We start from the raw sequence: 12,712 nt of genomic DNA, 5'->3' as shown, positions 1-12,712 counted from the left end.
GCGTTTGATCGCTATTTGGACTGCAGAACGAGAGGCCTCGGCAAGTGGTTCCTCTGCGGGTGCTTTGGCTATGTTGCCGCCTACATGAACGTGCTCGTGCCGATCCTCGTATATCAGCCCAGGTGGGGCCTCGTGGGTGCTATTCCGGCAATGATCTGTTCAGCTGTCACCCAGCACATAATCGGCCCTTTCGACGAGTGCGCACGCGCTTGACGATGTGGACCTTCGCTTGTGGCCCACAGCGGCCTCTGACTGCCCGTAATTTTAATTCTTATCAGCCAACATGTGCCCTAGCCGTTGGATTTGAGAAGACGCTCGCGCCCATGATGACGCGCTAATAATCTTTGTTGGGAGACCGTCGATGGCTCAAGAGAGTTCCAGGCCGCGCATCGGGGAAGGGCGCATCGGCAGTTCGCTTTGCGCGGCGATCGGCGTGCTCAGCGTCGCTGCGGTGCTGTGCCTGCGCTACCCCGCCTTTCTCACGACGCCCGAGTTGCGCGTTCATTACGATGTCGAGCTGCTCCGCCTGACGCTTGCGATCGCCATGGTGGTCGGCGCCTGGCTCGGCGTCATCGGGATCGTGCTCGGGGGGCTACGGCTGAGCGCTGCGATCGGTCTCAGCGCGCTGTTCCTCGCCATGCTGCTCGGCGGGCCCTACGTGCCGACGCCGGATTTTCTCCAGCCGCGCTTCTATCTCGGCCTGGACTGGCTGGTGCTCGATCTCTTCTTCACGGGTGCTGCCTTCGTGCTGCTCGAAATGGGTCTTCCCGCGGGTGCGGCCGGAGCAGGGGCCGCTCAGCCCGGGCTGGAGGCTCGATCTCGCTTATTTCGGCGTCAACCATTTGCTGATCGGCGTCTTCCTGGTGGTCTCGACCCATTTTGCCCATGACGCTTTCGCCTGGGCGATCAGCCCGTCACTGCAGGCGCATGTCGTGGCCCTGCCGGCATTCGTCCGCTTTCTGCTGGTCATCCTGGCGGCCGATGCGGTCGAATACGTCGCGCATCGCGCCTATCACGAGGTGCCGTGGCTGTGGCGGATCCATGCGGTCCATCATTCGCCAGAGCACATGGACTGGCTCTCGGGATCGCGCCTGCATTTCCTCGAGCCATTGGCCACGCGCGCTCTGGTGCTGGTGCCGATCGTCCTGCTCGGCTTCCCGCAGGACACGAACTTCGCCTATCTCATCTTCATCTCCGTGCAATCGGTGCTGATCCATTCCAACATCAAGATGGATGTCGGCTGGCTGCGCTACGTGATCGTCACGCCGCAATTCCATCACTGGCACCACGCGTCGGACGCCGAGGCCCTCGACAAGAACTACGCGGCGCATACGCCGCTGTTCGACATGCTCGGCGGCACCTGGCATCTGCCCAAGGACCGCTGGCCGGTCAGATACGGCACGGTGAAGCCGATCCCCGGCGGCATGCTCGGCCAGTTCATGCACCCCTTCGTCGGGCCGGTGAAGGAATTCCTCGAACATCGCGATCCCTGACGCAGCGTGCGCTGGTGCCAGCCTGAGAGCCGCAGCGCGGTTCCGTGGCGTGTGCTCTCCGGCCAATTCAGCGCGATCAGTCGAAATGTTTCCCGGCGTCGCGCGATGAAACGAGCTGGCTGCTGCGCCCTGCTGCTCGTCGGGCAAATCAGTGTGCAATTTCGTAGAGCGTGTCGACGCTCTCGGCCTCCGCGACTGTCCAAAACCCATGCGCGGAAACGGCAAGTTTGCACGTCGCCTTAATGCGATCGCGGTCGCAGCGCGGCGTGGCTGCAGATTTCGTCTTTCTTTTTTCCAGAATTCATGTCACTCCTCTTGCATCCCGCCTCAACGAGAGGGGCGTACGCGCGGTCGTCACGAGACGCGAGGCGGGGAGGCGGTGGACGTGTCGGGTTGCAGCGTGGCTTGTCCGCGCGGACGAACAGCTTCGATGCGGACGTGAAGCCGTGTGGTCCTGACCTCCCGGTGCCGAGGTCAAGTGGGCTGTCGATGCGAGAGCGTCGGCGCTGACGATGGGGGCAAGACAGCCGGTCCCCAGGGAGAGCATGGAGTAAGCGTTAAAACCATCGCGCAGGGAAGGCTGGGCTCATCCGGCTGCACCTGTGGTTCCTGCCCCGTGCATTCTTGTTCGCACGGGGGCCATGGGCGTCAGCCGACGCTCAGCCTTCCCTGCGCCCTCGATCTTGCGAGGGACGAACGCCGGTCATCGCTCGGGCGCACGCGCCGCGAGGACGATGAGGCGTGTCCAAAGGCTGTTTGAGATGTGAAGGTGGATGCCGATACGCATGAGCGCTGACGGCATCGTGCTACAAACACTGCCGAGCATTTGAGCGGTAGGGTGGGCAAAGCGGCCGCCCGCAGGGCGGTCGTGTGCCCACCGTCGGGAGGCGAACGCGGAGCGCGATGGTGGGCACGGCGCGCGCGAGAGCGCGGCATTGTCGGCAGAAGCGGGGCGCGCCTTTGCCCACCCTACAGCCGACGCGAAGAGCCTACTGCGTCGCGCGCGACAGCGAGAACTCGCCGTTGCGGATGCGCTCCGGAAAACCCTCGACGAAGGTCGCCACCGCGTCCTCGCCATAGGTCGTCACGAGCTCGGCGAGGGCTGCGAACAGGCTGGCCTGCGCCAGGCAGTCCCCGTCGACGCCGTCATGGCGCGCTTCCGCCCAGGCTTCGTTGAGGTAGCTGAGCGCGGCCTGCTTCTGCTCATGGTCGGGCAGGGCGGCGGGGAGGGCGCTGAAGGTGAGGGGATAGCTCATTGAATTCAGTCTGGCGGGGCCGCGAGGCGCGTTGATTTCCGAACGCGGGCGCGCCGGACAAGTCAGCATTACCACGCGAGGCGGGAACGCCTAGGCCAGTTCTTTAGGAAAGGTTAACAAGGTTAACGCAAACGTGGATAACGCGCCGGCCGCGTTAATTGGCGTAGCGCGCCGTGAGGTCGCGCGAGATCTTCGAGCCCTCGTCGATGTAGCGGCGGATCGCCACCATCGCCGCCGGCGTGCAGGTCCGGTAGGTCTGCTGGAAGCCGTTATAGCCGCGGTTGAAGCCGGCGATCATGCGGGCGCGGCGCTCGCCGGAGGGCGTCTCGGCGTCGATCAGGGCCTGCATCTGGTTGCGCCATTTGGCGCCCTCGTTGCTGCCGCAGATGCCGCGGAGGTAATGTAGTGTGCCGAGGATCTCGGCCAGCCGTTGCAGGTCGCCGTCGAATGGCGCAGCCGCATCCTGCGCCCGCACCGGAGCGGCAGCGCAGGCCGCGACGAGGACGAGGATGGCGAGCAGGCGTTTGGGGAACATCGGGAGCACCGCCGTCATATGCCTTCGCCCGGTGGCGGACGCAAGGCGGCTCTACGAGGCGCCTACAGCAGCGCCCGCGCGGCGGCGATGACGTCCGGCAGGCCGTCGGTGAGCGACAGGCCGTCCAGGTCATCGGGCGCGCGCCACAGCACGTCGTCGAGCTCCTCGTTCAGCACGGGCTCGCCGGCCTGCCAGCGTGCGGCAAAGGGCAGGATCACGTAATGGCCGTCGCCGCCCTTGCCGCCGTAACTCGCCGGCAGCACCTCGCGCCAGCCGGCCAGGCCGATGATTGTGATCGACAGCCCTGTCTCCTCCATCACCTCGCGCGCCAGCGCGTCGTGCAGGCTCTCGCCGAACTCGACCCGGCCGCCCGGCAGCGTGTAGGCGCCCTTGGCCGGAGACCGCGCCCGGCGAACGAGCATGATCTTGCCGTCGCGAAAGATCGCGGCGCTGACGGCGAGCTGGGGATGGCGGGGAGGCGAGGCGAGGGTCATGGCAAGGACGGCTCCGGGGCGTTATATGCACTCTGTCGTGGGGCTGCCGCGCCGGCAGCCTGTGCAACGCTAGAAGCTTGCCATGATCGCGTCGACGGCATCGACTTCGTCGACCTCCGCCACCGGTTCCGGATCGAACTCGATGTCGCCATTGATGATGCCGCCGGCTTGCGACACCAGCGGCTTGACCCAGCTGGCGGCTTGCTCGGCCAGCTTGGCCTTGGTGGAATCCTGCTTGGCGTCGCGCATCGCGCTGCCGACCGCGAGCAGGATGTCGGTCATGGTCTTGGTGAGATGGTCGAAGCGATCGCGAATCGCGGGATCGGCCTGCTCATAGGCTTCGATGACAAGATCGCGAGCCTTGAAATTGGTGTGCGTGAAATGTTCTGGGTAGGTCAGCGGCGACCACGCCAAAAAATCCTCGGCGCATTCCGGGATATCCGGAATCATTTCGAGCAGCATGACGGCTTCGTTGAAATGATTCAGATAGTCGGTGGCGAGCCCGGTGCGCGGATTGATGTTGGCGGCGCGCAGGATCGCGGCCCGCGCCGGATCAATGGCGCTGCCCGCCGGTCGTGGGGTCGTGCGATCGGAAGGCACGGATTGGGTCGCCGCTGCGGTCATCCGCTGCAGTGTTCCCAACCCCGGTTAAAAGGTGCTGAACACACCAGGATTTGAGTGACATTATGTGTGGACGCTTCGTGATCACTTCACCACCTGCGGCTCTCAGGCAGATCTTCGGCTACGAGGAACAACCGAACTTCCCGCCGCGGCACAACATTGCTCCGACGCAGCCTATTCCCGTAGTTTTTCTGGATCAGGACATCAGGCATTTTCGCTTGATGCGCTGGGGTTTCATGCCGGCCTGGGTGAAGGATCCCCGTAGTTTCACGCTGGTGATCAATGCGCGTTCGGAGTCCGTACGCGAGAAGCCCGCATTCAAGAACGCGATTCGTCGACGGCGCGTGCTTGTGCCCGCTGATGGGTATTACGAGTGGCAGGTGATCGATGGCCGCAAGCGGCCGTTGTTCATCCACCGCGCCGACCGCGCGCCACTCGGCTTCGCCGCGCTCGCCGAGACCTGGATGGGACCGAACGGCGAGGAGGTCGACACGGTCGCGCTCATGACGGCGGCTGCCAGCGCGGATCTCGCGACGCTGCATCATCGGGTTCCCGTGACGATCAGACCGGATGATTTCTCGCTCTGGCTCGACTGCCGCGCGCACGATGCCGACGACGTGATGCACCTGATGGTCGCGCCACGGGAAGGCGAGTTCACCTGGTACGAGGTCTCGACCCGCGTCAACGCGGTGGCGAACGACGACGAGCAGCTGCTGCTGCCGATGACCGAGGAAATGCGCGCCGTAGAAGATGCGCAGCGCAAGCCGGCGAAGAAAGTTGTGTCGCGTAAAATGACAACCAATTCGGCGGATGACGGGCAGGGGAGTTTGTTCTGAGGCTAAGCGTGCGGATGGGCCTGCACGCGAACTCTCACCACAAGGGCGGTGCGCTCCCTCTCCCCGTCCTTCACGGGGGCGCGACGAGCTTCGCTCGCGCTGGGAGGGTTGGGGTGAGGGGCCCGCACGGGTGGTGCGAGCGGAGCCGGCGTGAGAGATCGATCGTCAACCAAAAATCCGCAGCGCCGCGTGCTGCAGCAGCATGATCGTCTTGGCGTCCTGGATGCGGCCGTCGGCGATCATCGCCAGCGCCTCGTCGATCCCGACCTCCAGCACCTCGATCTCCTCGCCCTCATGGGCGAGCCCACCGCCGGCGCTGACGCGCATCTCGGGCTCGTAGGCGGCGACGAAGAAGTGGATCTTCTCGGTCACGACGCCCGGGCTCATGAAGGCCTCGAACAGAAACTTGACGTCGTGCAGCCGGAACCCGGTCTCCTCCTCAGCCTCGAGCCGGATGCGCTCCTCCGGCGAGGCATCGTCGAGCAGCCCGGCCGCGGCCTCGATCAGCAGGTCGTCGTAGCCGTTGATGAACGCGGGATAGCGGAACTGCTTGACCAGGATGACGCTGCGCTGGGCGAGATTGTAGGGCAGGATCGCCGCGGCGTTGCCGCGCTCGAACACGTCGCGGCTCTGCATCTGCCACGTGCCGTCGTCGCGCCGCCACTCGAACTTGGTCGAGGTCAGCGTGCCGTAATGGTCGGAGAGCACGCGCCGCTCACGCACGCGGATGCGGTCGGAGATGCTCATGGGAGACCTCTATTTCATGCCGGGCGTCGGCGGACGGCCGTCGAGCCATTTCGAAAACACGACGCTGTCCTGCACGGCATAGTCGAGCGCCTGATAGAATTCCTGCACCTTGGTGTTGTCGCCGCGCACCATCAGCATCAGCTTGGCGATGCCGCGCGCGCGCAGCCAGTCTTCAGCGCCCGCCATGATGGCGCGGCCAAGGTCCTGGCCGCGATGATCGGGATCGACGCTGACGTAATAGACCCAGCCGCGATGGCCGTCATGGCCGACCATCGCGGACGCCGCGATGACGCCGCCGCTGCGGCCGACGAGCACGGTGGAGTCGCTGCCGCGGCGGGCCAGCGCGATATCGGCGGCGGGATCGTTCCACGGCCGGGTCAGGCCGCAGCGCTGCCACAGCGCGATGATCGCGGGCACGTCGGCGTCGGTGATGTCGGAGATGGCGAGAGCAGGAGCTTTGTCCATGGGAGATCAGAGCACCTTGCCGGGATTCATGATCCCGAGCGGATCGAACTGCGCCTTGATCGCGCGCATCAGCGCGATCGCGGTTGGGTCCTTCACGTCCAGCAACTCGTCGCGCTTGAGCACGCCGATGCCGTGCTCGGCCGAGATCGAGCCGCCCATGCGCAGCACGATCTCGAACACCACCGCATTCACCTCGTGCCAGCGCGCGAGATAGTCGGCCGAGTTAGCGCCCACAGGCTGGCTGACATTGTAGTGGATGTTGCCGTCGCCGAGATGGCCGAACGGCACCGGCCGCGCGCCGGGCACTTTCCTGACGACGGCCTCATTTGCCTCGGCGATGAACGCCGGCACCGCGGCGACCGGCACCGAGATATCGTGCTTGATCGAGCCGCCCTCCGGCTTCTGCGCCCAGGAGATGTCCTCGCGCAGCTTCCAGAACGCCATCCGCTGGGTGAGATTCTCGGCGATGGCGGCGTCATCGACGATGCCGGCCTCCAGGCCCTGCTCGAGAATGGTCTCCAGCGTCGCGCGGGCATCGTCGCGCGACGACGACAGCTCCATCAGCACGAACCACGGATGCGGGCCGGACAGCGGCGCGCGGTTGCCGGCGACGTGGCGGATCGAGAAGTCGAGCGCGATGTGGGCGATCAGCTCGAAGCTGGTCAGGCTACCCGCCGCCTCGCGCTGCGCGATCGACAAGAGCTTCAGCGCGTCCTCCGGGGACTTGAGTCCGACGAACGCGGTCTCGATCGCGCGCGGCTTCGGAAACAGTCTCAGGCTCGCCGCGGTGATGATCCCGAGCGTGCCCTCGGCGCCGATGAAGAGATTGCGCAGGTCGTAGCCGGTGTTGTCTTTTTTCAGTTTCGACAACGCGTTCAGCACCCGGCCGTCGGCCAGCACCACCTCGACGCCGAGGGCCATCTCGCGCGCGACGCCATAGGCGAGCGCGGCGGTGCCGCCGGCATTGGTCGAGAGATTGCCGCCGATCGTGCAGCTGCCTTCGGCGCCGAGCGACAGCGGGAACAGACGATCGACCTCGGCGGCCTTCTGCTGCGCGGTCTGCAGCACCACGCCGGCCTCGGCGATCATGGTGTTGGAGGCGGTGTCGATGTCGCGTATCTTGTCCATCCGCTTCAGCGACACCACGACCTCGCCATTGTGCGGCGTCTGTCCGCCGACGAGACCGGTGTTGCCGCCCTGCGGCGTCAGAGCGATACGATGCGCGCTGGCGAGCTTGCAGATCGCGGCAACCTCCGCCGTCGAGCCGGGACGCAGCACCAGCGGCGAGCGGCCGTGGAACAGATTGCGCTCCTCGGTGACGTAAGGCGCGACGTCGGCCTCCGCGGTCAGCGCCTGGCGCTCGCCAACGATGGCGGCGAATTGCGCGATCAGCTCGGGAGACAGCGGCGGCAAAGCAGGCGGGCTGATGTTCATGGTCGGTTGCTTCCAGAGTTATCGCGGCGCGGCGGCGCGGCGCAGCCGGTCGTTGATCGCCTCGCCGAGGCCCTCGTTCGGGATCGGCATCACGGCGATGCTGCGGGCGCCGCTCGCATCGAGGCTGCGAAGATAGCCGAAAAGATGCGTGGCTGCCTCTGCTGCATCGCCCGAGGGCGACAGGTTCAGCATCGCGGCTGCGCCAGCGGCGCCGGGCAGCTTTGCGGGGCCGAAGGCGAGCAGCGCCTCGCCGGCCGCGAGGTCGGTGGCTTCGAGGCGGACGGCGGCGCGCGGCGCATAATGCGAGGCCAGCATGCCCGGTGCGAGCGGCTGCTCGGCGGCATGCATCTCGGCAACTGCCGGCCGCGCCAGAGGCCGGCCGAGCACCGCCTCGATCGCTTCGCTGGGAACTCCGCCCGGGCGCAGCAGGGTGGGCGCCTCAAAGCAGCCGATGATGGTCGATTCGACGCCGACCTCGACCGGCCCGCCGTCCAGGATCAGGTCGATTCGCCCGGTAAGATCGGCCGCGACATGGCTTGCCGTCGTCGGCGACACGTGACCGGAGATGTTGGCCGACGGCGCCACCACGGCGCCGTCGAATGCGGCGAGCAGCGCTCGCGCAATGGGATGGGCCGGCACGCGGATCGCGACCGTGTCGAGGCCGGCGGTGGCGAGATCGGCGACGGGACACCCGTCCGCCTGCGGGACGACGAGCGTCAGCGGCCCCGGCCAGAACGCGGCGGCCAGCCGCTCGGCCGTGGCATCGAAGAGGCCGATTCGTCGTGCTGCGCCGAGATCTGCGACATGGGCGATCAGCGGGTTGAAGGCCGGCCGCCCTTTGGCCTGGTAGAGATGAGCGATCGCCGCTGCATTGCTCGCATCGGCGCCGAGGCCGTAGACGGTCTCGGTCGGAAACGCGACCAGCCCGCCGCGCGCGAACACGCCCGCCGCCGCGGCGATTCCGCTCGCGTCGGCAGGCAGGACCTGCGTCTTCAGCTCTGTCGTCTCGGGCTCGGGCATCATGGGCCGGCAGTGGTACGTTTGCGCGCCCGCTATAGCGGCTGGGGCGGAGCGAATGAAGCACGCAAATCGCCCGGCGTCTTGCGCCTGCGCCATGGCTGCTGCGTAAAGCCCCATTGGGCCAAGGAGTTAACCCCTCCGCCGGCGATCTGCGATTTCGATGCGAATTCCTGCCTCGTGTGCCTTGCGAAGACGGAAACCCGACGCTATAAGCCGGCTTCCCAAGTCGGAGCGTGGCTCAGCCCGGTAGAGCACTGCGTTCGGGACGCAGGGGTCGCAGGTTCGAATCCTGCCGCTCCGACCATTCTTTCAAGCACCTACAATTGTGCTTTCCCGATTTTACAACGAGATGCGCGACGAAATGGCTCCTGGAGCCATATCGGCGCGTTCAGGTGGCAAGCTTGCAAAGCGCGACCGTTGATCCGACGCATGACGCGTTTTGTGTTCAGCGCGGTGAGACGTGACCCGCCGATCTCCTTGAGCCGGTCTGCCGCTCATCCAAACTCCTGAACAGGGCAGCTCGTTCGGGTCCTGAGAAACTTTCACAAGTGCTCTTCATGCAAAGCATTGAAGGTGATCGTCAGTCGATCCGAACAGCGATCTTTCTTAGCGCGGAACGCGTGGTCAGTGCCTTGAAGGCGGGGCGAAGCGTACTTCACGCGTGAGGGTGTCCTTTCAAGCCGAGCCCTGTTCGTCATCAGTTCCAGCTATTGGAATTCGAGTGTTGTCGCTCACTTGATGCTCAGACTAGGTATCCTCCGACGAAATCGCCTGATCGACATGACCTCGCGAAGGGACGGAGCCGATCTCATGCGAGCAATCACGTCTGTCCGCGTTGCGCCCCACCTGACGTGCTTTGCAACCGAGCGCGGGCGAACGCGATGTACCAATCGAGGCAGCCGGGATTGGCCATCGCGTCGCGGTTGATGACCTTGTCGAGCGGCTGTCCGAGCAGCAGCTTCTTGATCGGGAGCTCCTGCTTCTTGCCGGACAACGTGCGTGGAATCTCGTCCACCGCAAAGATCTCGTCGGGGACGAAGCGTCGCGACAGGCTGGCTTCGACCGCGCGGTTGATCTTCCGCTTCATGGTATCGTCGAGCGGGACGCCCTCGCGCAACACGACGAACAGCGGCATGTAGCTGTCGCGGCCGAGATATTCGAGATCGACGACCAGCGAATCCAGGACCTCAGGCAGCGCTTCGATCGCCGAGTACAATTCGCTCGTTCCCATGCGCAGGCCGTGGCGGTTGATGGTGGCGTCGCTGCGGCCGTAGATGATGCAGGAGCCGTCCGGATCGACCTTGAGCCAGTCGCCATGCCGCCAGACCGGCGCGCCGTCGCTGGTTGTGTACGTGTCGAAATAGCTCGAGAGATAGCGCGCATTCCCGGCGTCGTTCCAGAACCGCAGCGGCATTGACGGCATCGGCTCGGTGCAGACGAGCTCCCCGACCTCGCCGATGACGGGCTCGCCTTGATCGTTGAAGGCCTCGACGGCCGCGCCGAGCGCGCGGCACTGCATCGTTCCGGGCACCTGCGGCAATTCGCGATTGCCACAGATGAACGCGCCGGCGAAGTCGGTGCCGCCCGAGATGTTGGACCACCACATCTGCGCCTGAGCGCGGCTGCCATTGACCTTTGCGAGCTCCGCAAAGCGCTGGTCGAACCAGGCCTGCGTATCGGCGCTCAGCGGCGAGCCGGTGGAGCCGAGGCAGCGCAGATGCGACAGATCGCCGGCGCCCGCCAGATCGATGTCGGCTTTGACGCAACTCGCGAAGAACGCCGCGCCGGCTCCGAAGAAGGTCGAACGCGAGTTCGCGACGAAGCGCCACAACGTGGTCCAGTCGGGATTGTCCTTCGGCCCGGCCGGGCTGCCGTTGAAGATGCAGCACGTGGTGCCGTTGAGGAGCGCGCCGACCTGGTTGTTCCACATGATCCAGCCGGTCGAGCTGTACCAGTGATAGCGCTCGCCGAACGAGTTCGGCTGATAGGAGCAGCCGATGTCATTGTGCAGCCCGAGCAGGGCCAGCGTGACGACAATGATGCCGCCATGACCATGCACGATCGGCTTCGGCAGCCCCGTGGTGCCGCTCGAATAGACGATCCAGAGCGGATGATCGAAGGGGAGCCATTCCGGCTCGAACGTGTCGATGGCCGGACCTGTTCTGGCCAGGATATCCGCGAGGCGGAAGTCGCCGCCAACTGGCGTGCCGCCATCGTCACTGTGCAGGATGACGTGGCCGACCGTCGGCAACGACCGGCGCAACTCCTCGACGACATCGCGCCGATCGTGCCGGCGCCCCGCGTAAGTGACGGCATCGCAGGCGATCAGCACCTTCGGCTCGATCTGCTTGAACCGGTCGATCACGGCGGGCGCGGCCATGTCGGGTGCGCAAACGCTCCAGATCGCGCCGATGCTGGCCGCCGCGAGAAACGCGATCATGGCTTCGGGGATGTTGGGGAGATAGGCGGCGACCCGGTCGCCGGGCGCGACGCCTTGCTCGCGCAGATGCAGCGCCAGGGCGGCTGCCTTTCGCCGCAGCTCCGGCCATGATGTTTCCGTCAGCCTGCCATCCTCGTGGCTGCTGATGATCGCGGGCAGGCCGGCGGCCTCGGCGGCGTCGACGTGACGGAACACCTGCCTGGCGTAGTTGACCGAAGCACCTGGAAACCAGATCGCTCCCGGCATCGTGCGCTTGGCCAGCACGGATGAAAATGTGGTCGGCGACTGCAGGTCGTAATAATCCCAGATGCTGCGCCAGAAGCTGTCGAGGTCGCGGATGGACCATTGCCGCATCTCCTCGAAGGTCTCGAAGCGGAGGCCGCGATTGTCGCCCAGCCATTGCCGATAGAGAGCCATTTGCGGGACGTAGGGAGCTGTCATCATTCGTTCCGACTTGTTTGCATCGCATGGGAGTCGTCGAGCGTCGCTCATTTCGACTTCTGCTTCCGCCGCTTGTAGAGCGCGTTGAAGCCTCCGGCCATGAAGGTCACGAAGCGCTCGCGGACGGCCACGAAATCGTCGGACTTGCAGAGGCCGCCGGACAGGCGGTCGATGCGGCCGGTGCGGGACAGGATCAGCGAGTAGGCGCCGGAGGTGAATTGGAAGCTCCAGAACAGGTCTTCAGGCGCGGCGTCGGGCAATGCCTTCTGCAGCAGCCCGATGAGACGCAGCACCATCGGGTCGAGATAGGCGTCCAGCATCTCCACGCCATAGCCCGGCGCGTTGGCGACCTGTGCGAAGATCCGGCCGAAGTGCCGCCAGTTATCCTCTTCGTTGACGTAGACGTCGAACGCGCCGTCATAATAGGCGCGCAGCGCGCCTTCCACGGTCGGACGATCTCCGACCTTGGCCTCGTAGGCATCCAGCCCGGCCGTGCGCACCGTGACGGCGTATTCCATGCGGCGTTCGAACACGGCGTCGAACAGCGCTCTCTTGCCGTCGAAGTAATAATGGATCAGCGCGGGATGGATGCCCATCTTGTCGGCCACATCCTTGATCGTCACGCCGTAATAGCCCAGCTGCGCGAACAGCTCTTCGCTGGTGTCGAGGATCAGCTTCACCGTCGTCGCGCGCTGTTCCGCGCGCGTCCGGCGCCCCTCGGGCTTCGGCTGTGCTGCCATGCTCTCCCTGATCCCTGATCGGCGCACGCGGCGCCATTGCTGTGTCGACGATGCGGGCGCGGGCGCTTCCGGTCAAGCGGGATTTCGGCGTTCCAACAATTTCATTTAGTGCTAAATGAATGAACTTGACCGAACGTTAGCCGGACGGTAGGTCTGTACGCGTGACGGAAGTGATCTCCGAACAGGTGCC

13 protein-coding genes and 1 tRNA gene are annotated in these 12,712 nt (G+C 65.3%); 4 read left to right on the top strand and 10 right to left on the bottom strand.

Features of this window, described 5'->3' with window-relative positions; translation table 11 throughout:
• Positions 1-361 precede the first annotated feature (361 nt).
• On the top strand, positions 362-889 hold the full coding sequence (locus BRAD285_RS36350) for a hypothetical protein (RefSeq protein WP_006610701.1): 528 nt from the start codon (positions 362-364) through the stop codon (positions 887-889).
• A complete protein-coding gene (locus BRAD285_RS36345) occupies positions 843-1,493 on the top strand; it encodes a sterol desaturase family protein (protein WP_244422121.1) in 651 nt (216 codons plus the stop codon). Before BRAD285_RS36350 ends, BRAD285_RS36345 begins: the two co-directional genes overlap by 47 nt.
• 989 nt (positions 1,494-2,482) lie before the next feature.
• Here the strand turns inward: BRAD285_RS36345 and BRAD285_RS23465 are convergent.
• The 4 genes from BRAD285_RS23465 to BRAD285_RS23450 all read right to left on the bottom strand — a co-directional run bounded on the left by BRAD285_RS23465 (position 2,483) and on the right by BRAD285_RS23450 (position 4,402).
• Complete coding sequence (locus tag BRAD285_RS23465) at positions 2,483-2,749, bottom strand: hypothetical protein (protein WP_006610703.1); 267 nt, start codon at positions 2,747-2,749, stop codon at positions 2,483-2,485.
• 154 nt (positions 2,750-2,903) lie between these two features.
• Positions 2,904-3,302 carry a TIGR02301 family protein gene (locus tag BRAD285_RS23460; protein WP_006610704.1) on the bottom strand — a complete coding sequence of 133 codons (399 nt, stop codon included), beginning with the start codon at positions 3,300-3,302 and terminating at the stop codon, positions 2,904-2,906.
• Positions 3,303-3,346: 44 nt separating this feature from the next.
• Positions 3,347-3,778, bottom strand: a complete 432-nt coding sequence (locus BRAD285_RS23455; RefSeq protein ID WP_006610705.1) for an NUDIX hydrolase — start codon at positions 3,776-3,778, stop codon at positions 3,347-3,349.
• Positions 3,779-3,847: 69 nt separating this feature from the next.
• Positions 3,848-4,402, bottom strand: coding sequence for a hypothetical protein (locus tag BRAD285_RS23450; RefSeq protein WP_035645400.1), 555 nt, complete (start codon positions 4,400-4,402; stop codon positions 3,848-3,850).
• A 62-nt stretch (positions 4,403-4,464) separates the two neighbouring features.
• Between BRAD285_RS23450 and BRAD285_RS23445 the strand changes: the two genes are divergently transcribed.
• Positions 4,465-5,235, top strand: a complete 771-nt coding sequence (locus tag BRAD285_RS23445) for an SOS response-associated peptidase (protein ID WP_083846351.1) — start codon at positions 4,465-4,467, stop codon at positions 5,233-5,235.
• 165 nt (positions 5,236-5,400) lie between these two features.
• On the opposite strand, the gene BRAD285_RS23440 is transcribed toward BRAD285_RS23445, so the two are convergent.
• From BRAD285_RS23440 to BRAD285_RS23425, 4 genes are read right to left on the bottom strand one after another with little or no spacing between them, the layout of a single operon-like run.
• Positions 5,401-5,982: an NUDIX domain-containing protein gene (locus tag BRAD285_RS23440; protein WP_006610708.1), complete on the bottom strand. Its 582-nt coding sequence runs from the start codon at positions 5,980-5,982 to the stop codon at positions 5,401-5,403.
• 9 nt (positions 5,983-5,991) lie between these two features.
• The gene (locus tag BRAD285_RS23435; RefSeq protein WP_006610709.1) at positions 5,992-6,447 is read right to left on the bottom strand and encodes a GNAT family acetyltransferase; all 456 of its coding nucleotides are present in this window, start codon (positions 6,445-6,447) and stop codon (positions 5,992-5,994) included.
• Positions 6,448-6,453: 6 nt separating this feature from the next.
• Entirely contained in the window at positions 6,454-7,881 is a 1,428-nt protein-coding gene (locus BRAD285_RS23430) for an FAD-binding oxidoreductase (protein WP_006610710.1), read from the bottom strand.
• A gap of 18 nt (positions 7,882-7,899) precedes the next feature.
• Entirely contained in the window at positions 7,900-8,901 is a 1,002-nt protein-coding gene (locus tag BRAD285_RS23425; RefSeq protein WP_006610711.1) for an L-threonylcarbamoyladenylate synthase, read from the bottom strand.
• A 227-nt stretch (positions 8,902-9,128) separates the two neighbouring features.
• On the opposite strand from BRAD285_RS23425, the gene BRAD285_RS23420 reads away from it, so the two are divergent.
• A tRNA-Pro gene (locus tag BRAD285_RS23420) sits at positions 9,129-9,205 on the top strand.
• Between the two features lie 516 nt (positions 9,206-9,721).
• Here the strand turns inward: BRAD285_RS23420 and BRAD285_RS23415 are convergent.
• Complete coding sequence (locus BRAD285_RS23415) at positions 9,722-11,782, bottom strand: acetoacetate--CoA ligase (protein ID WP_006610712.1); 2,061 nt, start codon at positions 11,780-11,782, stop codon at positions 9,722-9,724.
• Between the two features lie 47 nt (positions 11,783-11,829).
• Positions 11,830-12,522, bottom strand: coding sequence for a TetR/AcrR family transcriptional regulator (locus BRAD285_RS23410; RefSeq protein ID WP_006610713.1), 693 nt, complete (start codon positions 12,520-12,522; stop codon positions 11,830-11,832).
• Between the last annotated feature and the right edge of the window lie 190 nt (positions 12,523-12,712).

It is taken from the genome of Bradyrhizobium sp. ORS 285, assembly GCF_900176205.1.
Taxonomy (GTDB): domain Bacteria; phylum Pseudomonadota; class Alphaproteobacteria; order Rhizobiales; family Xanthobacteraceae; genus Bradyrhizobium.
Note: the sequence above shows the minus strand (reverse complement) of the source record. Positions and strands in the feature narration are given on the sequence as shown.